The 24,404-nt window shown below is 41.6% G+C and carries 22 protein-coding genes; 14 read left to right on the top strand and 8 right to left on the bottom strand.

Features of this window, described 5'->3' with window-relative positions; all coding sequences use genetic code 11:
• Positions 1–17 precede the first annotated feature (17 nt).
• From ZOBGAL_RS21850 to ZOBGAL_RS21840, 3 genes are all read right to left on the bottom strand, one after another.
• Entirely contained in the window at positions 18–671 is a 654-nt protein-coding gene (locus ZOBGAL_RS21850) for an SGNH/GDSL hydrolase family protein (RefSeq protein ID WP_231854778.1), read from the bottom strand.
• A gap of 46 nt (positions 672–717) precedes the next feature.
• The gene (locus ZOBGAL_RS21845; RefSeq protein WP_013995971.1) at positions 718–1,188 is read right to left on the bottom strand and encodes a hypothetical protein; all 471 of its coding nucleotides are present in this window, start codon (positions 1,186–1,188) and stop codon (positions 718–720) included.
• Positions 1,189–1,258: 70 nt separating this feature from the next.
• Positions 1,259–1,528 (bottom strand): hypothetical protein, encoded by a 270-nt coding sequence (locus ZOBGAL_RS21840; RefSeq protein ID WP_046287649.1) that lies wholly within the window; start codon positions 1,526–1,528, stop codon positions 1,259–1,261.
• Positions 1,529–1,677: 149 nt separating this feature from the next.
• On the opposite strand from ZOBGAL_RS21840, the gene ZOBGAL_RS21835 reads away from it, so the two are divergent.
• The 8 genes from ZOBGAL_RS21835 to ZOBGAL_RS21800 all read left to right on the top strand — a co-directional run bounded on the left by ZOBGAL_RS21835 (position 1,678) and on the right by ZOBGAL_RS21800 (position 10,493).
• The gene (locus ZOBGAL_RS21835; RefSeq protein WP_013995969.1) at positions 1,678–2,817 is read left to right on the top strand and encodes a Gfo/Idh/MocA family protein; all 1,140 of its coding nucleotides are present in this window, start codon (positions 1,678–1,680) and stop codon (positions 2,815–2,817) included.
• A 258-nt stretch (positions 2,818–3,075) separates the two neighbouring features.
• Positions 3,076–4,614 (top strand): PhoX family protein, encoded by a 1,539-nt coding sequence (locus tag ZOBGAL_RS21830; protein ID WP_013995968.1) that lies wholly within the window; start codon positions 3,076–3,078, stop codon positions 4,612–4,614.
• Between the two features lie 85 nt (positions 4,615–4,699).
• The gene (locus ZOBGAL_RS21825; protein WP_013995967.1) at positions 4,700–6,547 is read left to right on the top strand and encodes a cytochrome-c peroxidase; all 1,848 of its coding nucleotides are present in this window, start codon (positions 4,700–4,702) and stop codon (positions 6,545–6,547) included.
• Between the two features lie 115 nt (positions 6,548–6,662).
• Entirely contained in the window at positions 6,663–7,781 is a 1,119-nt protein-coding gene (locus ZOBGAL_RS21820; protein WP_158499758.1) for a fasciclin domain-containing protein, read from the top strand.
• 197 nt (positions 7,782–7,978) lie between these two features.
• A complete protein-coding gene (locus ZOBGAL_RS21815; RefSeq protein ID WP_013995965.1) occupies positions 7,979–8,839 on the top strand; it encodes an AraC family transcriptional regulator in 861 nt (286 codons plus the stop codon).
• Between the two features lie 97 nt (positions 8,840–8,936).
• Positions 8,937–9,320 carry a hypothetical protein gene (locus tag ZOBGAL_RS21810; protein ID WP_013995964.1) on the top strand — a complete coding sequence of 128 codons (384 nt, stop codon included), beginning with the start codon at positions 8,937–8,939 and terminating at the stop codon, positions 9,318–9,320.
• Between the two features lie 105 nt (positions 9,321–9,425).
• Complete coding sequence (locus ZOBGAL_RS21805) at positions 9,426–9,623, top strand: hypothetical protein (RefSeq protein WP_013995963.1); 198 nt, start codon at positions 9,426–9,428, stop codon at positions 9,621–9,623.
• Between the two features lie 21 nt (positions 9,624–9,644).
• The gene (locus ZOBGAL_RS21800) at positions 9,645–10,493 is read left to right on the top strand and encodes an SDR family oxidoreductase (RefSeq protein WP_013995962.1); all 849 of its coding nucleotides are present in this window, start codon (positions 9,645–9,647) and stop codon (positions 10,491–10,493) included.
• Between the two features lie 12 nt (positions 10,494–10,505).
• Here the strand turns inward: ZOBGAL_RS21800 and ZOBGAL_RS21795 are convergent, their stop codons facing one another.
• Together ZOBGAL_RS21795 and gap are read right to left on the bottom strand one after the other, a co-directional pair.
• Positions 10,506–11,600, bottom strand: coding sequence for an aldose epimerase family protein (locus tag ZOBGAL_RS21795; RefSeq protein WP_013995961.1), 1,095 nt, complete (start codon positions 11,598–11,600; stop codon positions 10,506–10,508).
• Between the two features lie 128 nt (positions 11,601–11,728).
• Positions 11,729–12,718 carry a type I glyceraldehyde-3-phosphate dehydrogenase gene (gene gap / locus ZOBGAL_RS21790; RefSeq protein ID WP_013995959.1) on the bottom strand — a complete coding sequence of 330 codons (990 nt, stop codon included), beginning with the start codon at positions 12,716–12,718 and terminating at the stop codon, positions 11,729–11,731.
• A gap of 599 nt (positions 12,719–13,317) precedes the next feature.
• Here gap and ZOBGAL_RS21785 point away from each other — a divergent pair.
• The 3 genes from ZOBGAL_RS21785 to ZOBGAL_RS21775 all read left to right on the top strand — a co-directional run bounded on the left by ZOBGAL_RS21785 (position 13,318) and on the right by ZOBGAL_RS21775 (position 17,988).
• Positions 13,318–14,580: a TolB-like translocation protein gene (locus tag ZOBGAL_RS21785; RefSeq protein ID WP_013995957.1), complete on the top strand. Its 1,263-nt coding sequence runs from the start codon at positions 13,318–13,320 to the stop codon at positions 14,578–14,580.
• Positions 14,581–14,758: 178 nt separating this feature from the next.
• On the top strand, positions 14,759–16,633 hold the full coding sequence (locus ZOBGAL_RS21780; protein WP_013995956.1) for a PorP/SprF family type IX secretion system membrane protein: 1,875 nt from the start codon (positions 14,759–14,761) through the stop codon (positions 16,631–16,633).
• A gap of 713 nt (positions 16,634–17,346) precedes the next feature.
• The gene (locus ZOBGAL_RS21775) at positions 17,347–17,988 is read left to right on the top strand and encodes a response regulator transcription factor (RefSeq protein WP_013995955.1); all 642 of its coding nucleotides are present in this window, start codon (positions 17,347–17,349) and stop codon (positions 17,986–17,988) included.
• Between the two features lie 604 nt (positions 17,989–18,592).
• Here the strand turns inward: ZOBGAL_RS21775 and ZOBGAL_RS23985 are convergent.
• The 3 genes from ZOBGAL_RS23985 to ZOBGAL_RS21765 form a co-directional block, all read right to left on the bottom strand.
• Positions 18,593–18,976 (bottom strand): RlmF-related methyltransferase, encoded by a 384-nt coding sequence (locus tag ZOBGAL_RS23985; RefSeq protein ID WP_013995952.1) that lies wholly within the window; start codon positions 18,974–18,976, stop codon positions 18,593–18,595.
• Positions 18,892–19,548: an RlmF-related methyltransferase gene (locus tag ZOBGAL_RS21770; protein ID WP_013995951.1), complete on the bottom strand. Its 657-nt coding sequence runs from the start codon at positions 19,546–19,548 to the stop codon at positions 18,892–18,894. Before ZOBGAL_RS21770 ends, ZOBGAL_RS23985 begins: the two co-directional genes overlap by 85 nt.
• A gap of 100 nt (positions 19,549–19,648) precedes the next feature.
• A complete protein-coding gene (locus ZOBGAL_RS21765) occupies positions 19,649–20,944 on the bottom strand; it encodes an APC family permease (RefSeq protein WP_013995950.1) in 1,296 nt (431 codons plus the stop codon).
• A gap of 354 nt (positions 20,945–21,298) precedes the next feature.
• On the opposite strand from ZOBGAL_RS21765, the gene ZOBGAL_RS21760 reads away from it, so the two are divergent.
• From ZOBGAL_RS21760 to ZOBGAL_RS21750, 3 genes are all read left to right on the top strand, one after another.
• On the top strand, positions 21,299–21,931 hold the full coding sequence (locus tag ZOBGAL_RS21760) for a nitroreductase family protein (RefSeq protein ID WP_046288140.1): 633 nt from the start codon (positions 21,299–21,301) through the stop codon (positions 21,929–21,931).
• A 41-nt stretch (positions 21,932–21,972) separates the two neighbouring features.
• Positions 21,973–23,163, top strand: coding sequence for a DegT/DnrJ/EryC1/StrS family aminotransferase (locus tag ZOBGAL_RS21755; protein WP_013995947.1), 1,191 nt, complete (start codon positions 21,973–21,975; stop codon positions 23,161–23,163).
• 88 nt (positions 23,164–23,251) lie between these two features.
• On the top strand, positions 23,252–24,037 hold the full coding sequence (locus tag ZOBGAL_RS21750) for a 3-keto-disaccharide hydrolase (RefSeq protein WP_013995946.1): 786 nt from the start codon (positions 23,252–23,254) through the stop codon (positions 24,035–24,037).
• Positions 24,038–24,404: the final 367 nt, after the last annotated feature.

The raw sequence follows: 24,404 nt of genomic DNA, 5'->3' as shown, positions 1-24,404 counted from the left end.
TAGAAAAATAAGCTTTTCTATTTTTTTAAGGCCTGTGCTATGGCTTTTTCTACCATAGGCTCCATTACTTTGTAACCTTCCACGGTAGGGTGTACACCGTCATTGGCATACTTTTTTGGTAGGCCGTTGCGTTCATCTGCCAATGCGGAAAAATAGTCAAGATAGATATGTCCTTTTTCATCGGCATATGCCTTGATCATTTTGTTTAGGTCTACTATTTTTTGGGCAGGTTCCATTCCCGGTTTCCACGGATAATCGAAGGCGGGTAGGGTGGAAGACAGTATCACTTTGATATCATTGGCCACCGCTATTTCGGCCATTGATTTTATGTTGTCCATGATCATATCAAGGGTAGAGGGCCCTGTATTTCCTGCAATATCATTGGTGCCGGCCAACAAGACCACTACTTTGGGCCGAAGGTCGATTACATCCTGTCTAAAACGAAGGAGCATTTGTGGCGTGGTCTGGCCACTGATACCTCTGTTGATATAGGGTTTGTTCGCAAAAAACTCAGGTCGGGAGTTCAGCCATCCTATGGTAATGGAGTTTCCCATAAAAACGACCCGGTTTTCATTTGGGGCCGGTTTGGCCAATTTGGCGTTTTCTGATTGAAAATTGGCTAAATTCGGCCAATCTTGTCCTTTTATCCCATTGATTATTCCTAGTCCCATTAAAAAAGCAAGTAAAAGTGATTTTTGTTTCATTGTCTTCGGTAGGTTATTTTTTCTGATTGTTGAACTGCTTTTTGTCCTCCAAGCTCAAGGGCACCTCTTCGGTAAATTTTCTTTCTGAGGGTTTTTGCATAAAAAGGTATACGACCAAGAAAATCGCGACGACCAAAAACAAGGCATTGCCACTTGGATTATAGGCAAATATGGCAAGAATGGCAGGCCCTTCTAACAGGGCGTATTTTGTAATGGATGCGGACTGGTATTTTCCGAGTTTTAAGGATAGGCTATCGTTTTCATCAATGGTCTGTAATTGCTTTTTAAACAAGAACTGGCTCAAGAAATACCCCAAGGCCCCAACTACGGGAACCACGTAAATGTACATATCGTTCGGGTCTGCATTGGCTATAAAACTACCGTTGTTAAGATAGGTTATCACGCCAAAGACAGCAATGCCGCCAACCAATGCAAGGTGAATAATAGATAGGGTTTTAAGAGATGCAGAAGGATTCGGGTCCATTAAATGTAAGTTAAACTGCTTATAAAGGTAGCTAATCAACAGGAAAGATAAAAAATTAATTAGGCGGTCACTACCCTACGATGAACCAATAGATGTAATAAAGAATGCTAAAGGCGGCTACTATGGATAGGGAATAGATAATGATTTCAATACTTTTATTGTTTTGGTGCTGTTCTTTAATTTTTTGCTTCAGTATCGCCCGCTCTTTACTATTTAGCTTTTTAAAATCAACCTCATTTTTATAGAGTTTTCTTAAACCTTTGAATTTTCGTTTTTTAAGAAGAGTCCTGTTTTGTTTTAAACTGCTTATGACTTGCGCCATGAAACCTTCACTAGCCATAATTTAGTTTTAGGTATAGGTATCCGTTCAGACGTATAAGTTACAAAGTATATAAGTAGATATTTCTTTGCTACTGAACTTAGGTGATGGAATAGGGGGAACCTAATTTATATGTATTTTAGGAGAGGAAATTATAAAAGGGACACAAAATGAAAAAAATATCAAGAAGAAGTTTTAATACAAAGTTGTCGCAAGGCATTGCCGGAACCGCGATTATAGGAAGTGTTGGATTGGGTTATGGGTTTTCACCTAGAAAAGAAAAAAAGAAACTGGGCATTGCCTTGGTGGGGTTGGGAAGCTATAGTGGCGGACAGCTGGCTCCCGGCTTACAAGATGCGGAACATTGTTATTTGGCGGGTATTGTTACGGGAACCCCGGCAAAGGAAAAGGAATGGATGGCGAAGTACAACATTCCTAAAAAGAACGTGTACAACTATGAAAACTTCGACTCCATCGCCAAAAACCCCGATATTGATATCGTTTACGTGGTACTTCCCAACAGTATGCACGCGGAGTTCTGTATCCGTGCGGCAAAGGCGGGCAAACACGTTATTTGCGAGAAACCCATGGCGGTAAGCGTAGCGGAATGTGATGCCATCATTAATGCGTGTAACGAGGCGGGGGTTAAACTATCTGTGGGCTATCGCATGCAGTCGGATCCCTATACCAATGAAATTAAGCGCTTGGTAAAGGAAAAACCTTATGGTAGCGTACGTTATGTGTCTTCCGATGCAGGTTATATCTCACGGGGCAATCCCGATCAATGGCGATTGAACCATGCGCTTTCGGGTGGTGGTGCCTTAATGAATATGGGGGTTTACTCCATACAGAGTAATATTTACGGTACCGGACAAAACCCGGTATCCGTTTCCGCACAGGAATTCAGTTCAAAACCGGAGTATTTTAAGGATACCGATGAGACCATTACGGCCCAGATGGAATTCCCAGAAGGGGTAGTGGGCAATTTGTTCACTTCACATAATGCCAATGCCAACCGACTTTTCGTTTCGTTCGAAAAAGGCTGGGCAGAATTAAACCCTTGCCATAGTTACGGACCTTTGAGCGGACGCACATCGAATGGTAAGGAAATAAAATTCCCACACCAGAGCCAGCAAAAATTGCAGATGGACGATTTTGCAAAGCACATAATGCTAGGGACGACCAACTATGCGCCAGGTGAAATGGGCAAGCGCGATATGATAATTGTAGAGGCCATTTATAGATCCATTAAGGAAGGCGGGAAAAGGATTCCTCTCGATTTAGGGGATATGGGTATCGTACGCGAATAGGTTTTCTTCTACACATAGAATTTGAAAGGGACGTTTTTGAAAACGTCCCTTTTTTTGTTTGAAGGCTTACCTCTAATCTGATTTTCCCTCCAAAACCACGCTGTTATTTAGAATCAAAATAGATGGTAACGTTAAGCTAACGATTTAACGTAATGATGAACTTTAATTTAAGGTAACACCATGGTCAGTTAACAATATTTGGGTTTTGCTAAGATATTTTTGTTCCAAATTATTGTAACAAATAACCAAAAGAACAAAATGAAAACAGTATCTAAAATGTTATTACTGGCAGGTTTGGTGGCAACTACTTCCTGTGAAAAACTTGAAAACTATCTTGGCCATGGCAATCAGGGGGAAGAAGAGGGGACCATCTTCGAGAACAAATCCGAGCTTGAGCCTTTAGTGGCCATTAACTCGAACTTCAACTTTGTCAAGGCATATTCTTTAATTAGTTCAACCGATATTTTGGAAGACGGTTTTCAATTGGTGGGTGCCCAAGATGGTGCTGGTTTTTTGAAAGATGGTGATGGATATATGTACGTTGTGAACGCAGAAGACGATTACGCTGTTAGCCGTATTCACTTGGATAAAAACCTCAACCCAATAGGAGGTGAATGGTTGTTGAGCTCCGGTGTTGCAGATTTTGCCCGTCAATGTTCCGGTACCATGTGGGAAGCCGATATTCACGGTGGGCCAAGGGATATATTCCTTTCTGCTTCTGAGAGCTTTCATTACGATGTTAAGGGAATAGACCCTCATGTTGCCGTACCTACACCGACCGCAGATTTTGGTCTGGATGCATTGGGCGAATTCTCATGGGAGAATGCGGTTCCTTTACCACGGGATACGTACAAAGGAAAAACGGTTATCATCGGTGGCGATGATGATTCATCGGGTTCGGAAGGACAGGTTACACTTTACTATTCTGAAAATGGCGATGCCGATTTCAATAATGGTAAAATTTATGTTTTGAAATTTAAGGAAGTGGCTTCTGGTTCTACCGATGCCAATGGAAACCCAATTGCTCCAATGGCAGTTGAAGAAGGTGTGATCTACAATGAAGGTCAGTTGGCTTTTGGGGAAACCTATGAAGTGGAATTTGTTGAAATCGAAAATGGTGCCGATTTGACCAAAAACGAAATGGAAGATGCTTGTGTTGCCGTTGGCGCCTCCGCTTTCATGCGTGTTGAAGATGTAGATTACCAAAAAGGCTCTATAGACAATGCAAGAAACGTATTCTTTGCCGTAACGGGTAGGGGTCCGGGCAGGGGCACGTATAACGACTGGGGTACCGCCTACAAATTAGAGTTGGATGAAGATTCTCCTTTGACGGGTAAATTGACCCAAATTATAAGTGGTAACACCGATACGAACAATATGGACGGAAACATTTCGAGACTTCAGAGTCCGGATAACATTACCGTTACCGAGAACTTTGTTTACCTTCAAGAAGACCCCAACTCTTTTGATAGGGGGCATGCCGCTGCAATCTACCAAACCGATTTAAATGGTAACAATGCCAAAGTCGTATTGGAATTGGTGGTTAGAAATGACCTTGATCCCTCTGGAAGCACTGGTTTCAGTGGAGAGTTCGGTGCCTTGGTCGACATATCCGATAAAGTTGGTGTCGATGATACTTTCCTATTGAACCTACAGCCCCACTACTGGCAGAATGACGACTTCAAGAGTAAAGACGGCCACGATATGGAATCTGATAGGCCTGATGCCATTGCCGCAGGTGCCAGGGAAGATAATCAGGGTGGACAAATCGTTATCTTAAAAGGTTTGCCTAGATAAGACCTTGCTATATGATGTTGAAAGACCTCCATGGATTGCATGGGGGTCTTTCCCTATTTATAATTTTCTTTCAATTTACCGAGTTATGTATAAATCGATTTTCTTTCTTACACTACTATTGGGTTCTTTCTCCTGTAAAAATCAAAATGAGCAATTGGCTACGGTTCTTAAGACCGAGAATGTCGACTGGGGCTATGCCCAAAAATACTACCATAAAAATATGACCGAGGCCGTTGAGTTGATCGATGCCTTGAGTAAAGTGGATGCGGAGAGCGATGAGGCCAAACGAATCTTTACGGACCTCCGTATAGCCTTTAAAAAAGCGGAACCCTATGCTTCTTACCTGAACCCTGAAGTCGGACATCGTGCCAATGGCCCGGCCCTGCCTGTATTTGCGGAAGACACGGAACGTGTGCTAAACCCTATAGGGCTCCAAAAAATAGAGGAATCTATTTATGAAGGAGGGGAAGACCCGGCAATTTTTGTACGGGAGACCCAGCTGACCAAGGGCCTATTGGTAAACCTGATGCAAAACGTGGGCGAACGCAAATTGAATGCCGAACGTTTTTTTATCGCTACCCATCAACAACTCTTACGGATCATAAGTATGGGTATTTCTGGCTTTGATACTCCTGTGAGTCAATTGGGACTTTCCGAAACCGTAGTGTCGCTAGAGAGTTTAAAAGAAGTGTATGACCATAGTCTAGGTGAACTTATAAAAGAAAAAAATGCGGAATTGGATACGGAGTTCCTCCTTAACATAGCGCGGGCGGTCGCTTTTATTGAAAAGAATGCCGATTTCAATGCCTTTGATCGCTATACCTTTATTCGAGAGTATATGAGCCCCATTACCCGAAACTGGGTGGCCATACGAAAGGAGAGCGGACTATGGGAAGGGGTGAACAACAAACCTTTTAATTTTGATGCCCCCACCTTTTTTGAAAAAGACGCTTTTAACCTAGAATACTTCACTCCCCCGATCAATAGGAACCCGTCCGAAAAACAGATCGCCTTGGGCAAGAAATTGTTTTTAGATCCCAATCTTTCGCAGTCGGGCACGATGGCCTGTGTTACCTGTCATATGCCAGATAAGGCCTATACCGACGGAAAAATGGTCAGTATCGGGAATAATGGGAGTCCGTTGCAACGCAATGCCCCCACCTTGATCAATTCGGCCTTTCAAAAAAGTTTTTTTTGGGACGGACGTGCCGAGAATATTTTAGATCAGATTTCATCGGTATTTAATAATGAACAAGAATTCAATACGGGCGTACACGAGTTTTCCACCGATATTCTAAAAGATAGCACCTACCATGTTTTGTTCGAAGATGCCTTTGGTAGAATTTCCAATAGAAATACAGATATTATAAAGGCGATTTCATCGTATATCTCTACTTTGAACGGTTTTGATTCTAAGTTCGATAAAAACATGAGAGGTGAAGAAGATTCCTTCTCCGCCGAAGAAAAATTGGGTATGAACCTGTTTATGGGGAAAGCCCTTTGCGCTACCTGCCACTTTATTCCCTTGACCAACGGTACGGTACCTCCCTTTTATGCAGAAACTGAAAAAGAGGTTATTGGGGTTCCGGAAACCAAAGCGAACAAAACTTTAGACGATGATTTGGGTTTCTATTGGCGCTACAATAAAGAAGAACATTTGGGCATGTTCAAAACCCCAACGGTACGGAATGCCGAATTTACCGCACCTTATATGCACAATGGGGTTTACAATACCTTAGAGGAGGTTATGGATTTCTATAACAAAGGCGGTGGCGGCGGAATGGGATTCGACTTACCGCACCAAACTTTGCCATTTGATGAGCTGAACCTGACCGAAAAAGAGCAGCAAGCACTCATTGCATTTTTGAAAACCTTGTCCGATACGAATGTTGAGGAAGGGGAAATGCCTCAATTGGCCAATGCTACCTCCTAAGTGTTTGGGGCTGCACTTACAAATTTAAACTTTAACTAACCTAGAATTAAAGAAAAGCACGAATTACAACTTATATAAAGAAGTACTTTGTGGCTAGATACTAAACCGCATGAAAATGAAGACTACAAAAGGATTTCTTAAAAATTTGGCGATGCTGCTTATGGGAGTATCAATGGCCATAGGATGTTCAAAAGGAAATGATATTGCCGATGATGTTGAGAAGGAAATTAGTAAAGAGGAAGACAAGACCGAGGAAACTGCAGGGGAGACTCCTGGGGAAGAGGCGACTGATGATGAAACCTTAGTGAATGCTGCCGAGTTTATTCAATCGGAAGATAGTTTGACCATTGCTGTCGAAGCCTTGGAAACTATTGACGATGCCCTTGTGGAAAAACTTTCGGATGAAAACGGAAAGCTTACATTTTTTGTGCCGAGCAATGAAGCCTTTACCGAATTCTTAGCTTCCTTAAAGGAATATACCGATGTACTTGATTTTGATGAAGAGCTCGAAAAAGAGATCCTTGCGCAAGTATTGAAGTACCATGCAATTATAGGAGGGGCCAATTTTTCTACCGAACTCTCCAACGGTTCCATTTTGGAGACCATGCAATCCGAAGAAATTAAAATTACGGTAGATGGCGACGTGTATATTATTGATACTACGGAGATGCAAGCCAAAATAACCACGGCCGATATCGAGGTGGCCAACGGGGTTCTCCACATCATCGACAAGGTTTTGATACCGGAGTCCGTGCTGGAGGCCTTGTTCCCGAAATCATCCTTGATCGATTTGGTAAATGAAAGCGATGACTTGTCAATGTTCGCAGAGGCCATTGCGGAAGCCGGATTGGAAGGTAGGTTCAATGATGGCGATTACACGGTTTTCGCCCCAACAAATACTGCAATCGAGACCCTGTTCAAAACGCTTGGGGATGACTATAATTCTTTTCAGGACTTTTCAAGTATTCTAGAAAAACAGGCTTTAAAAGAAATTATTCTAGGTCATGTGCTAGAACAAGTGATAGCCCGTAATGATTTAAAGGTAGGGGTGTTACCTACGCTGATTTCCGGTGATTCAATAGAGGTGGTAGAAGGGGCAGGTGGCTTGGCGATACAAGATGCTTCTGATGAGCAAGCCAATTTTGTTGAGTTCGATATTGAAGCTTCCAACGGGATCATACATACCATAGATAAAATTCTTATTCCCCAAAAAGCGTTATTGTTGCTCAACTAGGTCGTTTTTCTCTACAGTGAAATAAAAATACCTTGTAACTCGAAAACATCGGGTTATGGAAAATGGGGAGCTTTGGTTTTGGTTAAAAAGAAAAAGCTAAAGCGACTGCTTTTGTGCCAGTTGTCAGACTTTAGGCTTCTGTTTTAAGCGAATCGTCTTAACTTAGCATATTCGATAAGCAAGAAAACCAAACGGCATTGAACAATATCCCCAGTATAGCATTTGAAGGGCAAGAGCACATAAGGGACTTTGATGTTTTGAGCATGGCTGAACTGTCCGCTAAAATAGACAAAGGTCTAGACCATAATCCGTGGCAGCCGCACCGTATCACTTTTTTTGCCCTGCTCTTGGTGACCGAGGGGAGTGGGTACCATAAAATCGACCTTAAAACCTATCCGGTAAAAAGAGGGAGTGTCTTAAAAATAGCCAAGGGACAAGTACATGCTTTTCAAGAGGATATCAACTACCAAGGCGCCTTGGTTATCTTTACCGAGGATTTTATCCTAAAATATTTCTCAAAGTTCTCTGTTGAATATATTTCCCATCTCTACAACTACCACCTTTCCGAACCCTTGGTGGAAAATACCCGATTGGAACCCTTTCTTAAACAATTAGGGGAGGAATTCAAACGTGGGCCTAGTGTGGCCCAACAGAACATTCTCGCCAAAATTCTTGAACTGTACTTGTTAAGACTGGAGCGCGATGATGCCTCCAATTCCTTGGTAAGGCAAAATCAGCCTCATTACCCCTTGTTTCTTGAATTCAGGAATTTGGTGGAAAAGCAGTATGTGAAGACGCGAAATGTAAAGGATTATGCAGAAATGCTGCACGTTTCTACCGCACATTTGAATCAGGTCGTAAAAGAGTTTACCTTGAATACGGCCAAGCATTTTATTGACGGATTTGTGATTCTCGAAACAAAAAGAGCCATTGCGAGTACCAATTCCAGCCTAAAGGAAATCGCCTATGCCATGGGCTTTGATGAGGTAACGAACTTTACCAAATTCTTTAAAAAGCACAGCGGCATTACTCCAAAACGGTTCAAGGCCGAATTTTAGCGCCCCTGTTCGCATATTTACCATTCTTTTAGAACATTTACCTACCTGGGGGTGCCGTACTGTACCAACTTTGTACCCAACTTAAAATCTTGGAGAAATGAAAACAAAATGGGCTAGCTGTATTTGGCTTGTCTTGTTTGGTGTCGGACTTGGTTTTGGTCAGGGTAAGGCCATGGAAGTAAACAACTATCGGTTCGGACAGCCGGAACATTATTTGGATGGCTACTCCATGAACTTTCAGTATCAAAATGGGGTGGCCATACACATGATATTTTATGATGGGAGGGCCAAGTACGAATGGGTGGGCGGACCTTCAAGAGGAAACGAAGATACATGTTGTCGGGATTGTCAGGGTCTATTCGACTTTGATAAAATGCTCATGCACATTTCAATTATTATCGGCTACCGGAACAAACCTGAAAGAAGGCTAAAAACAATTTCACAAAGTGGTATTATCGATCATTTGAAGATAGCCGAATAAGTAGGTTACCATCATTATATTGTCATATTTACCATTTTTAATAGTGGATTTACCTTTAACGGAGCTTCTTGTTTTTTGAATTTTGTAAAAGAAAAAGATACAATTATGAGTCAAGTAGCAATATGCCCTACATGCGGCAGCAAATCAAAGATAAAGGAAAAAGAAGGTGTTGTTACCTATCAGGCGGTACAAGACGAAGAGGCCTTCAAAAAGATTGGCCAGATGAAAAAGGCCATGGAGAAATTCAAGGCAAAAGCCAATAATCTAGAGAAAGAACTAGAGGCGCTAAAAGCAAAATTGTAATTTAGGACAAATACGACAATCATGACAATAGCAGTAACCTCCGCAAGTGGACAATTAGGGGCTTCAATCGTGCGCCAATTGATAAATGAGATCGGAAAAGAAAATGTAATAGGAATTGCCCGAACTCCCGAAAAGGCCACACATCTTGGTGTAGAGGTCAGAAAAGGTGATTATAATAGCCGTCAAGATTTTGATGCCGCATTAAAGGGCATCGATACGGTTCTTTTGGTTTCTGGGATGGATGACCCCAAGAAACGAATCCAACAGCATAGAAACGTTATTGAGGCGGCAAAACAAAACGGGGTTCAAAAAATAGTCTATACCAGCATTGTTGGCGATGAAGCGAACACGGCTTTTAGTCCGGTCGTAAAAAGTAACCGCCAGACCGAAGAGGATATCAAAGAGTCTGGACTCGAATGGGCCATCGGTAGAAACGGCATTTATATAGAGCCTGATTTAGAGTATATTGACCATTATGCGAAAGATGGTGAGATTCGAAACTGTGCCGGTGAAGGAAAGTGTGGCTATACCAGTAGGGGGGAATTGGCTTATGCCTATGCCCAAATGCTTTTGGATAATAAGCACAACGGACATGTCTATAACTTAGTGGGCGAGGCCATTACCCAAGCAAAGTTGGCCGACCTCATTAACGAGGTATATGGCTTAAACCTAAAATTTAACTCCGTGTCCGTAGCGGAATATGCAGCGGAAAGAAAGGAAGCCTTAGGTGATTTTATGGGGACCATAATAGCAGGTATATATGAAGGGATCCGCAATGGGGTCAATGATGTTCCATCTCACTATGAAATGGCTGCAGGCAGACCCCATAGACCACATATTGATATTATAAGGGATTTTAAAAAGGCATAGGCTGGCCCTAGCTTATTTAACGATGCCGAAATCGTATACAACGGTTTCGGAATAGGTTTCACCTGGTTTTAAGAGTGTGGATGGAAAATTAGGATGGTTTACGGCATCCGGTAAATCTTGGGTTTCTAGACAAAGGGCCATATGGGGGATATAGTCAATGCCGTATTTTCCGGTAATGTTGTCCAGTCCATTACTGGCGTAGACGGTTATTCCCGGTTGGGTGGTGAACACTTCTAGTTTTCTGCCCGAGTTCGGTTCTATAACTTCTGCGGCCTTTTTCATTTCGCCATCCTCCTTATTCAAAACATAACAGTGGTGATAGCCGTTTAAGGGGATATCGTGAATTTTATCGCCTAACCGGGTCATCGAAGAAAGGTCCCATGCCGTTTCTTTTAACCGAGGTAATTTTCCGGTTGGGGTAATATCCTCATCAAATTCCGTATAGGTATCGGCATCAACGAGTACCCTGTGGTCATAAATCAACTCTTTGGCTCCGTTCAGGTTAAAATAGCTGTGGTTGGTCATGCTTACATGGGTATCCTTATCGGTCTCCGCCTCAAAAGTCACATAAATGGCATTGTCGTCATTGAGAAGATACGTGGCGTAAACATCAAGTTTTCCCGGAAAACCAAAAGAACCATCGGGCGATAGGTAATGAAATCGCAGACCTTCACCATTTTCATTAGAAACGATCTCGGCATCCCAAACGGCGTCCCTGAATTCGTTCCCACCATGTATGGCGGTACCTTCTTCGTTAGCCGTAAGTTTATAAACGGAATCGTTCATAACGAATTGGGCATCTTTAATTCGGTTTGCATACCTTCCCACGGTGGTACCGAAACTAGGATGGCCCTTTACATAGTCTTCCAAATTATCAAAGCCTAGGACCACATCGTCCAATTTTCCGTTTTTATCGGGAACGAAGAGTGAGGTAATAATGCAGCCCAAATTCATGATCTGCATTTTCATTCCATTTTTATTGGTAACGGTGTAGAGCGAAACTTCTTTCCCCTTTACGGTTCCCCATTGCTCTTTTTGAATGGATTGAGCATACATAGGATAGCTGACCAAGGTGAAAAATACCGCAAAGCAAAGTATCTTCTTCAAAAGATAAATTTTAAAAATCGCATCAAATTACAAAAAAGAAAAAGGGGTATAAAGTAAAAACAGGTCAAACTATAAAAGCTTGGCCTGTTTTTTATAAGTGAATTATGATTAATCTAATCTGTTTTCAATTACAAACCGAGGATTTGACGGATCATCTGATTGGTGAAGCCCCATTCGTTATCGTACCATGCCAGTACTTTCAGTAAATCACCGTCTACAACCTTGGTTAGGGATAGATCGGCTATGGATCCGTAAGGACTTTTGATAATATCGCTGGAAACCAAAGGGGCATAGGTGGTCTGCAATACTTTTTTATAACGGTCCGTTTGCGCTTCTTCCTCCAAAATTTTGTTTACCTCTTCAGCACTTACCGGTTTCTCCGTTACGATGGTAATGTCGGAAATAGAACCCACGGCAACGGGTACGCGAACCGCCATACCATCAAACTTACCGGCGTATTCGGGCAATGCCTTGGTCGTGGCAACGGCTGCCCCTGTTGTTGTGGGAATAAGGTTGTTGATACCTGAACGTCCCATTCTAAAATTACCTTTGTTCGGTGAGTCGACCATGGCGTTAGAACTGGTATCGGCGTGAATCGTGGTCATAATGGCCTTTTTGATTCCGATACGCCTCCCTATGATTTCAATTATGGGGCTAATGTTGTTCGTGGTGCAACTGGCGCACGAAAAGATGCTGGTTTTGCCGTCGTCGGAATTGACCCCGTGAACTACGGTAGGTATTTCAGGGCTCTTTGAAGGGCCCGACAAGACTACGGTTTTCGCTCCTGCTTTAATATGCCTGTCCGCATCCTTATACTTCGTAAAAATACCCGTGCTTTCGATTACCACATCAATATCCAATTCCTTCCATGGTAGGTCTTCCGGATTTCTTTCGTTCAGGAAGCGAATGGCTTTTCCGTCTACGATTAACTTTCCTTCTTGAAAATCGACTGATTTCTCGAACTTTCCATGTACACTGTCGTATTCCAATAAATAGGCGATGTTTTCAATGGATGCAATATCGTTGACCGCAACTACTTCCAGTTCAGGGGTATCTAGTATGACCTTTAATGCGGTTCGGCCTATTCGCCCCATTCCGTTAATTGCTATTCTTTTCATAGTGTAATTTTTAAATTGATTGTTTTTAGGTTATGTCAAAAGGCGACTTTTTACAGCCATCGCTTCCTGCTTCATTGGTCGTAGGCAAAAGAGGGAACCGACATTCGGTACGTTAAAATGCTGTTAAGGCACAAGGGAACGATAAACCGGTTTCAATACGCTTGCCATGATAATGAAAGTGTCCCCATCAAAGTAACCTTATCCGATATTTGAGGTGCTATATAGGTTGGAAGATGGTTTTTGCGATCGAATCCGAACGATTTTTTTCTTTTATCGATTCGGAATTTGTTCCAAAGAACATCCGTGTGTCTTCAAACTAGAAAAGTGTCGTATGATGGAAACTAAAATTAAGATGGGATAACTGCTTTATGGAAAAATCGAATGGGGAAAATAACAGGACGTACTAGTAGGAATTAATAGGTGGCGAATTGGTTACTTCATCCGATTTTTTGGTTCTTAAACTGAGAAAAGTGCAGTTTATCGATAATTTTAACATAAAAAAACCGCTTTTGGGGCAAAACCTATGAATTTTTACTAAGTGTAGATATAAGAGTTTTAGTGAACTTTGTCGAAGATATTAACCCCTAATCGAATTTATTATGAAAAATGCGCTATTTTACAATGTGCTTTTCGCCGGCTTCTTTTCGTGCTGCTGCAGTTCAGTAACTGCTCAGTATTCGACTAGAGACAATGCTGCCGAAACTCTCCAAGCTACCAACAAAAGGATGGAAAATTACCAATACCTTAGGAGTCAAGGTTACCAAGATAAAGAAATTTTTGAAGACTTGGGTAACGCTAACTTCTTGAATAAAAATTATGATACCGCCTTGTTTTGGTATGATAAATTAAAAGAGGTCAGTAAGTCTGGCAGCTTGAGTAAAAACTATCAAAAGCGTTACGACTACGCTTTGGCCAAATATCATAATATCGGTTCAGCTACCAGTTCCGATAACAATGACTGGGTCGCTCAAATTGCTTCGGATTATAAAGTAAAATCTAAAACATCTAAAAATATACTAGATCAGCCTTTGACCGAAAGGTATAGGGAGCTAGATTTTCAACGAAAGGATGGCAAATTCATAGTAGATGACCAAACCATAGTTGAAAACGAACTTAGGACCTTTTTAGGAGACGGGAACGTAGACCACAATGGCTATAAGATGCCAGTGGCCGTTTCGCCCGATGGTAAGACCGCCTATTTTAGTAAAAAAGTAATGGTTAAGCCTTTGTACGGCCTGTTTTCTAAAGAAGAGGAAGTACACAAAATATTCAAGGCAGAAAAAGTACGCGGCAAATGGAAGAACATTCAGGAAGTGGCCGTAGCCCCAAAACACGCGTCGGCAATGCACCCTTCCATATCTTCCGATGGTAAACGTTTGTTTTTCGCCTCTAACATGCCAGGTACCTTTGGTGAGTACGATATATATGTATCGGCCATTCGTAAAGACGGAAGCATGGGCGTCGCCAAAAACCTTGGTCAAAAAGTAAATACAAAGAAAGATGACCTTTATCCGAATGTGGTCGGAACAAATACCTTGTTCTTTGCCTCTGAAGGAAGAAAAGGTCAGGGCGGACTCGATGTCTACATGACCCAAGTAGGTCAGAAGCATGTTGGCCTAGCGGTTAACTTGGGTAGCCCGATAAACAGTAGCGAAGATGATTTTGCTATATCGTTTACCTCTGAAAACGGAAAAGGATATGTGATGTCTAACCGAGGCAATCGTAATGCCGAGGTACAAAAAGTGGCCTTCACTTATGCCAATAAAAGACCGACTGAAGACAACAGCGACTATCGTACGCTCGAAGCCTTCAATACGGATTCAGAACTGCGCTTTACTTCAAATTTATTTGAAGAAGATTAATTAAAGGATGGGGTTTAAGATACACCGGCGATTACCGTCGCCGGTTTATAACCCAAATCCTAGGTAGTCTAAACATTCTTAGAATTTACGGGCATCTACCACTTGAGTCCCGATTTTCGACCCAACAAGAATAGATAGTGTTACCCTTAGTTTACAATAATCCCAAATTTTCACTACCATGAGCTACAAAAAAAATAATATCCGCAAAATTTACCTGCTCCTTCTATTATGTGCCATCTTCGGTACAGAGTCTAACTACGGACAAGAAGCCGCGGTGACCGAGATCAACTCTAAGAGCACTTATCACAACCAGTTGTTCTTCAATAGATTTTTGATCAATCCTACCTTTTCTTTGGTAAGGGAAAACAAATCATATATCAATATTTTGCATAGAAACCAGTACGCTACGTTTGAAGACAACAACCAGAACTACTTCTTGGGCTTCAGTAATAGAATAAACGACCGTACTGCATTAGGAATCAGTGTTTATAGTCAATGGTCAGGTGTCGTTCAAGAATTTGGTTTCAATGCGAACTATGCAACGGCAGTAAAATTAGGTGAAGAGAGTAAATTGACTTTTGGCACCAATATTACCTATTATACCGAAGGTTTAGACCAAAACCGCGTGGTAGTGGCCGATACCGACAATAAAATTTCAGATGCCAAAAAAGAGAGCAAGGTAGCCGTTCAACCTGGCGTGACCCTATCTTTAGGAGGATTCGACTTTGGCCTTTATGCTACCGAACTTTTTAAATATAACCAGACCACCAATGAATTTTTAACGAACCTAAGTACCAAGAGCGTAAAGGCTTCGGTACAGTATACCCATCAATTTATGGCCAATAGGGGACTTTTTGCCCACGCCCGTTTGATGCCAATGGTACAAGTCGGAAAGAACAAGGAAGGCGGATTGGGCTACGTAGGTTCTATATTGTTAGACTTACCGGATTACGGTTGGTTCCAAACGAACTTTGACGATGATTACGGACTTTCATTGGGCCTAGGCTTTAACCTGAGCAAGCGTATGTCATTGGGATACTTATTGGAAAAAGACTTGATGACCGATGATGCCGACTTAGGCTGGAATCACGAAGTATCTTTGGCCTATACCTTTGATAACCATGGCTCCAGTATGGATGCATTTGCCGATAGCTCTGAAGATGCCAAAGTTGACCGTATCGTAAGAAACTACGAAGAACAGATTTTAAGATTGACTGCCGAGAACCAAAAAAGCCTTGCCAATAACAGTACTAGAGGGGAAAGGGAAGTGCAAAAAAGTTTCTCTCCCGAAATGGAAGGCGATATCAACAGTATGGCCTACGAGAACCGCTTGATCTTAGACGAACTGATCATCAGACAAGACTCTATAGATGCCGCTCGTGATGCCGCATTTGAAAAGCAATTGAAGTCTTTGGTAGATGTGCTTAAGAAGGAAATAAAAGAGAGCTTGAACAACGATGTTGAAGAAAAGCCAAGAACACCGGTAAATACGGCAAATACGGCTTTGGCCAGCAATGTTAAAAAGACGAGATACAATCCTAACGACGGAACGAAAATAGAAGAGCCTAAAAGGTTCAATAGTTTAGATAGCTATGTGGCCATGAAAGAGAACATGTCTACGGCTTCAGCCGACGCAAAGGAAAGCCTACAGGAAAAGACGATAGAACAAGTTGCGGAAACCGAGGCACAACCCATTGTGGCCAAGGAGGAAAGTACGGAACAAATTAAAGATTACGTAAAGCTTCCGATCAAGATTCTTAACCAGTCCGATATCGTTGGTGTAAAAGCAGGGTACTATGTAATAGCCAATGTATATAAGAACGAAAAGTACTTGAACGCCTTTATGGAAACCTTAAAACAACAAGGTTTAGATGCCCGACAGTTTTACAACAAAGAGAACGGATTGCACTATGTGTACTTGGCCGATTATAATTTCAAGGAAGAAGCCCAAATGGCATACGTATCTAACTTGAACGGAAAGTACCAAGATGAAAAGTGGATCATGCAAGTAGATGATCATTCAGCTATAGTGAACAATATATACGAAGACTAATAACAATATTAACTTATGGTTAGTGGGACCTGATTTTTTGGTAGAAAATTAGGCTAAAACAGCGGGGGAGGCCCCGCTGTTTTATTTGTTTTATAGGGGTATGGTTAAAGGCATTTTATGATATATTCACTTCTTATTCTTCGATAACTGGTATTAAAAAACGGATGTAATGCACCTGAATAGGGTGCTTGGTTGCATTTTGGCGAAAATGTGAGGGTAGGCAATATTCACGATGGAAATAATGCTTAAGTTTGAGTATAACCATACCAAATGAACCTATTTATTAACCCCAAATCCACAAGCCATGTACCATTATTACCTACGACATTATCACAAGAAGAGCACACTTGAACCCTTCAACAAAGTGCATTGTCCCTACGTTTGATAGAGACAAATTTTCAAAGCGATCATTTTAGGTTTTAAAGCTTTACCTACAGCGTTAAAACTTATCGATTCACCCAGCGTATAGCGCATTTATCCGTTTCGTTCCGTAACCGAGACCCGGCAGAGTACTGCCTTAACCATAGGTCTTTGTTCAAAACAAAAAAAACGGATATCACAATCTCTTGATTTATGAATCAACGGGAAAGAGCCTTCCTACGCCGAATTTGAAAATAAAAATCGTTTTACCGAACGATAAATTAGTAAGAGTAAACCCAAATTTAACCAGGTATTTTATTGATTTTCAATAAGATGCTAAAAATCCCACTACCATGGAAACTAACATTTTAAAAATTATCGTTATCGATAATGATTTATCATCGCACGAATCTTACCAGAAGTATTTTGAGTCTTATACCGAGTATTCCCTAAAAGGAATCTACGTTTCGGTCAAGGATGCCTTGGCGGAATATGACACCATTTCGCCAGACATTGTTTTTTCAGAAGTAGCTCTTGACGAAATTGACGGTATAGAGGGTATTAAACTCTTTAGAAAGAAAGACCCAAAGGTGAAGATTATCATGCTCAGTGCCCAGAACAACTTTGACTTGGTCAAAAAAGCGTTCAAAAATACCGCAAATGGCTACCTATCCAAACCGGTGAGTGAACGTACGCTTTACAACGCCCTTGATTCGATCAAGTCAGATGGTGCAACGATGAGCAATGATATCATCAGACAGATTATTTCAAAGTTTCAGCGAAAATCGATCGAGATTTTCTCGGAAAGAGAAAACCAAGTGATCGATTACCTATCCCAAGGCGCAACTTATAAGACCATAGCCGAAAAACTTTTCGTTACGGCCAGTGCCATTAATTTTCACGTGCAGAACATCTATTTAAAATTAGATGTCAATTCAAAATCGGAAGCACTTAGAAAACTGCAAGAGTTGGAATATGCCAACTCATTGGCCTAAGCGCTTAAAGATTGTTTGCTTTCCTGGAGGTTCTGTAGGTGGACCTCCATCCTCCGAAGAAAGAGGCCGTCTAAAAACATTTAGGCGGTCTTTTTATTTAGGGATGATTTGTGGGCGCATGGTTTAATGTTGCGTTTTTTCGATTTATTTCCCTTGGACAGAATTGGGTAAGAGGCCCCCTATGCCCTTAAAGTTGCCTTTTTAAGGTCGTGGGCCATATTTTTGGGCACCAGATCATCATAACTGAGGGGGGAAGAAGGCTCAACTGGTCCTGGTCATGGGGCTTCCATACTACTTTTCGGCTAATAACTAAAGTTACGATCCTTTGAACTTATTACAAAAAAAGAGGCCGCTTTTTTAGACAGCCTCTTTTTGTTTTATAGCCTGGTAAGTTTAGAACCCAAAGTCTCCAAAACAAAGTCCTTTTGTTCTATCATATTTTCCAGATAGACGCATCGTACGCCCTTGACCTTAGGGGGTAAGCTTGACTCGAACGCCATAATTGGGGTTGGGGTGAAAATTTTTCTGGAACAGGGGCTTTCACCACAATATTTGCATTTGACAAATTTATTCGAACCCGAACCGAAAGTCTTGCGTATCGACCTTACCACCTAGAGGCGACCCACTCTTTCTGTGCTTCTTCTGAAAAAAAGGTCCATGCTATTATCCGGCTCGATTTATTGCCCGTTCCCATGGGGATAGTTTTGATGGAATGGGCTTCGACCTTTTCCAATAATTTATATATTCTTCTAAGATTGGATTCTTTTGAGACCAACGTTGAAAATAAATAACAGTTTTTGTTGAATTTTCGGCTTTCCCATATCATATTTTCAATAAATCTGGCTTCACCCCCATCATGTATAAGCTCATTGCCGATTCCTGAAAAATTGAGTTTAGGGGTCTTCACTTTTTTCCCCGAGAGGTTCTTTTTTTTCTTCGAGATCCTTTTTGGGCTTCTTCCATGGAAGAATGGAAAGGGGGATTGCATATGACGAGGTCGATTTTCTCGTCTGGTGACAGTATGCCACGAAAAATATCACGTGCACTTTTTTGTAACCTACATTCGATCTTGCCTTTTAAGCTAGGGTTGGAATTGACAATGTGTTTTGCGGAAACAATTGACTTCGGGTCAATATCTGAACCGATAAAATTCCACCCGTATTCCGTTACTCCGATTATGGGGTAAATGCAACTGGCGCCTACGCCTATCTCAAGGCAGGTTATTTTATTTCCCGATGGGACATTGCCTGCATTCGTATCGCCCAGCACGTCTGCAATATGATGAATGTAATCTGCTCTTCCGGGTATGGGCGGACATAAATTTTCATCGGGAAACTCCCAGTTTTCAATCCCGTAATAGTGGTTCAACAGTGCTTTGTTCAAAAGCTTGACCGCACGCGGATTTGAAAAATCTATTGATTCTACACCAAACTTGTTGGGTTTGATAAATCCTTTTAATTCAGGTTGAACCGTTTTTAACGCCTCTAAATCATATCTCTCCCGGTTTTTGTTTCGGACATGAAGTCTTGCTTTTTCCTTTGGTTTTTTTTCTGAAGACATGATTTTTTTGGGTTTAATGTAAATCGAATAAATAATATCGTACTTGCAAATAACGGTTATAATGAGAACTAATTACACCCTTGTTCTATAAAATAGTGCGCTATTTCGAGGGGGTGTTTTTGTAGGCCCATTCGAGTAAAAAGCAAAGTAAAATGATACCCACTGCCGTTATGACCCCCGTTTTATTTTGGGAAAATTGTTGGATGATTAAGGTCAAGAAAGCGGCAAAGCAAAGAATACTGGCCGCTATATGGATCCACTTTTTAGAGTTTAATTCAATATGCTTTTTGTAACCAATATAGTTGACGATACCAAAAATCAATAAAAACCCGACACTTCCCGCAGTTGATATACTTTGTAAGTTGAAAAAGTTCACCAATGTTACCGACAATACTGCGGTTATTACCAAACCTACGGGCTTACCCCACAATTGATGACAAAAAAAAGAGGGAAGCTCTTTATCTACGGCAATGTCATAATTTACCCTGCCACTTCCCAAAATAGTGGCACTTATGGCCGAAAAGGTAGAGATTAAGGCGGTTACGGTTATGATGGTAAATCCAATTTGCCCCAAAGTGGGTTCTGCCGCTTTGGCCAAAACATAATCTTCGGCATTGGTAATCTGCTCAAAAGGTAAGGCTCCTACGGTAATAATTGCAATTAGAATATAGAGTATGACTACGAAGCCTACCGCTCCAAAGTAGGCCTTTTCAGTGTTCTTTTCTTTGTTTTCAAGATCGGCAATGGAATTGGCTATTAATTCAAAACCTTCATATGCCACGAATATGACCATGCCTCCGGAAAGTAGTAAAATGGGACTTTCCCAGTTTTCAGGCAATAGTTGCCCTAAGTTTTCCGGGTGTAGCGTAAACCCGTAAAAGCCAACGCCAATAAATGCAATTAGAATAATCAGCTTGACGATGACCGCAATGGCTTCAATGTCACCAACAAGTTTTACGCTTAGATAATTGATTAACAACGCCACTATGATTATCGCAGATTGAAAAATTCTGACATCAATTTCCTTATCGCCGCTCATTGGCGCCAATTGGGCACCATAGGAGCCAAAAGCTGAAGAATACAATGCCAGCATAACAATGTAGCTGACCCATAGTAGATTGTTTATTCCGCCGGCAAAAATACCATTTCCGTATTGCTGGTGAACAAACCTGACCGTACCCCCATTTTCGGGATATTTTTTTGAGAGTTTGGCGTATGAATAGGCTGTTGATAATGCAATTATACCAGCAAAAAGAAAAGCAACGGGCGTACCTCCTTTGGCAAGGGAAACGGCCAATCCAAGAACGGCAAAAATTCCACCCCCGACCATACCGCCAATCCCTATAGAAATGGCATCTTTTAAACTAATTTTCTTATCTATTTCAGTTTTTTCCAAATCGGGGCTGTCACTAACTTTATGGTAAAGTCGATTAAATACCTAAAATAATCTTTTTTTTCAACCTTAATGGTAATAGTAGGGATGAAAGGTCTTTTTAGTATCGTTGACCATGGCCTGAATTTTCTAAAAAGTTCGTTCGATAAAAAACGAAAACCATATAATCCGTTCCGTATACGTTAATAATGGGCCGGGTTTTATAATTATCCTATTTTTGCAGAAGCTTATACCAAAAAGTATCGGGGCTAACTTGAAAGATTCATTAGGTTTAAGCCGATACGTAGTACAAGCCTGATTTTTAGAACATGGCTGATCATCATTTTTCACATCGGTGAAAACATAAATAAAGTGAGTTTGGATTCTATTAAAAATTTAGAATGGCGTTACGCCGTAAAGAAGTTCGATTCGGAAAAAATACTTCCGCAAGAAAAAATTGAACGGTTAAAACAGGCCTTCAACCTCACGGCAACTTCCTACGGTTTGCAGCCCATTACTTTGGTGGTCATTCGCAATAAAGAACTACAAAAGGAATTGGTCGAGCACTCCTTCGGCCAACAACAAGTGGTACAAGCCTCCCACGTATTGGTTATTTGTATTCAAAGTGATATCGATGAGGCCTATATAAGTCGCTATTTTGAACAGGTCAAAAAAATCAGGGGTACAAGCCCGGATATTTTAGATCCTTTTAAAAAGGCACTAGTGGCCGACTTCTCAAAAAAGGAAGTGCACGAAATAGAGCAGTGGTCTAAAAATCAAGCCTACTTGGCCTTGGGCAATTTGTTGACCATTTGCGCCATGGAGAAAATAGACTCGTGCCCTATGGAAGGCTTCCTTCCCTCTGCCTACGATACGGTTTTAAATTTGAAGGAAAAAGGACTCACCTCGGTTTTGGTACTTCCGGTTGGCTATAGGGCCGATGACGATATGTTTTCCGAATTTAAAAAAGTCAGAAAAAATATTGAGGAAAGCATCATTGAAATAAACTGATATTTAACCTAACACCTAACACCTAACACCTAGAATAACATATGCCAGGATTTGAATTATTCGGAGATAAGGAACGCCAACAGCTAAACGACGTATTGGATTCAGGGGTCCTGATGCGATACGGTTTTGACGGTATGCGCAATGGCCACTGGAAGGCCCTTGAACTTGAAAAGGTACTTGCCCATAAAATGCAGGTAAAACACGCCCAATTGGTAAGCAGCGGTACGGCAGCTTTAACGGTTGCCTTGGCCAGTGCCGGTGTAGGTGCGGGCGATGAGGTTATTATGCCCACATTTACCTTTGTGGCCAGTTTTGAGTCCATTTTAGCGATTGGCGCCGTGCCTATTTTGGTCGATGTCGACGATACCCTGGCCTTGGATCCACAAGCCGTGGAAAATGCCATAACGGAGCGTACCAAGGTGGTCATGCCGGTGCACATGTGCGGTTCTATGGCCGACCTAAAGGCTTTAAAGGCTATTTGCGAAAAACATCAGCTGTTGTTGTTGGAAGATGCCTGTCAGGCCATAGGAGGTACGTTTGAAAACAAACCCTTGGGCAGTTATGGCGACTTGGGCTGTTTTTCCTTCGATTATGTTAAGACCATTACCTGTGGGGAAGGTGGTGCGGTAATAACCAATAACGACGATTATAAAACCAATGCCGATCATTATTCGGATCACGGACATGATCACCTAGGGAAGGACAGGGGAGCGGAAACCCATCCCTTCTTAGGATATAATTTTAGAATATCGGAACTGCACGCCGCGGTAGGTTTGGCCCAAATTGAAAGGTTAGACGAGTTTTTGGCCATTCAGAAAAAAAATTACACCATTCTAAGGGAGGCTTTACAAGACTTGCCGAACGTAAGCTTTAGAAGGGTTCCTGAAGGAGGGGAAGAGAGTTATGCGTTTTTGAACTTCTTTATGCCCGATGCCGAAAAAGCTAAAAAAGCACATACCGAATTGGGTAAGGCCGGGGTCGATGCCTGTTTTTACTGGTACGACAATAATTGGCATTATTACCGTAAATGGGAGCACCTGATAGAAAAACGTTCCTTGGGCAGGCTGCCCAAAGATGTCTATGAACGATTGCCCGACTACTCCAAGTCTGACTTTTCGGCTAGCGATAAATGGGTGGGCCGTACGGTTTCTTGTCTTATAAAATTAGGATGGTCGGAAAGCGATTGTAAGGAGAGAGCGGCCAAAATGGTCAGTGTGGTTTCTGGTATTTAGCAATTTTATTTCGATGATTTTGGTCGGTTATAGCTATATTTAGTTTTTTATAGAACTATACTGAATCAAAACAAAATGTAATCTCATTATGAATTCAAAATTATCACTAGTATGTGCCTTGGCCTGTTTGTTCTCCATACAGCTTTCGGCACAAAAACACTCCAGTACCCCTCCCGAAGTTTCTCCTATGCCCATGAAGCCTCAGATGACCGAAATCTGGGAACCGGAAGTTCCGGTGGTAACCCCAGGTGAAAAGCTAGGGGATGCCCCTTCCGATGCCATCATTTTGTTCGATGGAAGCAATCTTGACCAGTGGGTAAGCCAAAAAGATAATACCAAGCCTGCCCCTTGGAAAATAGTGGACAATGACCACTTTGAAGTCGTACCGGGTTCCGGAGGGATTAGTACAAAAATGAAATTTGGCGATTGCCAGTTGCATATAGAGTTCAGTGCTCCCGATAAGGTAGAGGGAGAAAGCCAAGGACGTGGAAATAGCGGTGTATTTTTACAGAACAGGTACGAACTCCAAATTTTGGATTCATATAACAACAGAACCTACCGTAACGGTCAGGCAGGAAGCATTTATAAAGACCATGCACCCTTGGTCAACGCCATGCGCAGTCCCTTGGAGTGGAATACGTATGATATAATCTACAGGGCTCCACGTTTTAAAGAAGATGGTAGGTTAGATTCTAAAGCTACGATTACCGTACTTCATAATGGGGTTCTTGTTCAAAACCACAGTGTTATAAATGGAAATACCTATTATATCGGTCTACATAATTATCCTTCCGCACATGGCGATGATGTTATTTCATTGCAAGACCATGGCAATAAGACACAGTTTAGAAATATCTGGTTGAGGAAATTGTAAACCGCGTATTTGTTATTGATGCCCACTGAAGAAGGGGCCTCGTTTTAAAACTTTAAGACCTCTGGGATTCGTAAGAACCCAGAGGTTTTTTGTTGCATTCAATTTGATTTTAAGGGGGGGATGGGCGTCGTTAAGCTATTAATTTGACAAAAAGAGGCTGAAATTGATTTGGCAGTTTTTAGAATAAAAAAAAGGAATATTAGTGTTTTTGCCCTCTTTTTTTACGATATCTTAAATTAATTATTAGTATTTAACATACTTGGCAACCCTTGTAAAATAAGGGGATGGGAAATCTATCCATGTTTTTGGAGAATATGTCCATAAGGATCGGGGGCAAGAGTCTTAGGTTTGGTATAATGTTCAACTA

The sequence above is a fragment of the Zobellia galactanivorans genome, assembly GCF_000973105.1.
Classification (GTDB): domain Bacteria; phylum Bacteroidota; class Bacteroidia; order Flavobacteriales; family Flavobacteriaceae; genus Zobellia; species Zobellia galactanivorans.
The sequence above is the reverse complement of the archived record's forward strand: the minus strand, read 5'-3'. Positions and strand labels throughout refer to the sequence as shown.

Bases quoted from the DNA above. Each gene is read 5' to 3' on its own strand.
- ZOBGAL_RS21770 (WP_013995951.1), bottom strand. From the start codon at position 19,548: ATGTCTTCAGAAAAAAAACCAAAGGAAAAAGCAAGACTTCATGTCCGA.
- ZOBGAL_RS21805 (WP_013995963.1), top strand. From the start codon at position 9,426: ATGAGTCAAGTAGCAATATGCCCTACATGCGGCAGCAAATCAAAGATA.
- ZOBGAL_RS21830 (WP_013995968.1), top strand. From the start codon at position 3,076: ATGAAAACAGTATCTAAAATGTTATTACTGGCAGGTTTGGTGGCAACT.
- ZOBGAL_RS21840 (WP_046287649.1), bottom strand. From the start codon at position 1,528: ATGGCTAGTGAAGGTTTCATGGCGCAAGTCATAAGCAGTTTAAAACAA.
- ZOBGAL_RS21780 (WP_013995956.1), top strand. From the start codon at position 14,759: ATGAGCTACAAAAAAAATAATATCCGCAAAATTTACCTGCTCCTTCTA.
- ZOBGAL_RS21800 (WP_013995962.1), top strand. From the start codon at position 9,645: ATGACAATAGCAGTAACCTCCGCAAGTGGACAATTAGGGGCTTCAATC.
- ZOBGAL_RS21775 (WP_013995955.1), top strand. From the start codon at position 17,347: ATGGAAACTAACATTTTAAAAATTATCGTTATCGATAATGATTTATCA.
- ZOBGAL_RS21785 (WP_013995957.1), top strand. From the start codon at position 13,318: ATGAAAAATGCGCTATTTTACAATGTGCTTTTCGCCGGCTTCTTTTCG.
- gap (WP_013995959.1), bottom strand. From the start codon at position 12,718: ATGAAAAGAATAGCAATTAACGGAATGGGGCGAATAGGCCGAACCGCA.
- ZOBGAL_RS21755 (WP_013995947.1), top strand. From the start codon at position 21,973: ATGCCAGGATTTGAATTATTCGGAGATAAGGAACGCCAACAGCTAAAC.
- ZOBGAL_RS21845 (WP_013995971.1), bottom strand. From the start codon at position 1,188: ATGGACCCGAATCCTTCTGCATCTCTTAAAACCCTATCTATTATTCAC.
- ZOBGAL_RS21810 (WP_013995964.1), top strand. From the start codon at position 8,937: ATGAAAACAAAATGGGCTAGCTGTATTTGGCTTGTCTTGTTTGGTGTC.
- ZOBGAL_RS21750 (WP_013995946.1), top strand. From the start codon at position 23,252: ATGAATTCAAAATTATCACTAGTATGTGCCTTGGCCTGTTTGTTCTCC.
- ZOBGAL_RS21820 (WP_158499758.1), top strand. From the start codon at position 6,663: ATGAAGACTACAAAAGGATTTCTTAAAAATTTGGCGATGCTGCTTATG.
- ZOBGAL_RS23985 (WP_013995952.1), bottom strand. From the start codon at position 18,976: ATGCAATCCCCCTTTCCATTCTTCCATGGAAGAAGCCCAAAAAGGATC.
- ZOBGAL_RS21825 (WP_013995967.1), top strand. From the start codon at position 4,700: ATGTATAAATCGATTTTCTTTCTTACACTACTATTGGGTTCTTTCTCC.
- ZOBGAL_RS21850 (WP_231854778.1), bottom strand. From the start codon at position 671: ATGGGACTAGGAATAATCAATGGGATAAAAGGACAAGATTGGCCGAAT.
- ZOBGAL_RS21835 (WP_013995969.1), top strand. From the start codon at position 1,678: ATGAAAAAAATATCAAGAAGAAGTTTTAATACAAAGTTGTCGCAAGGC.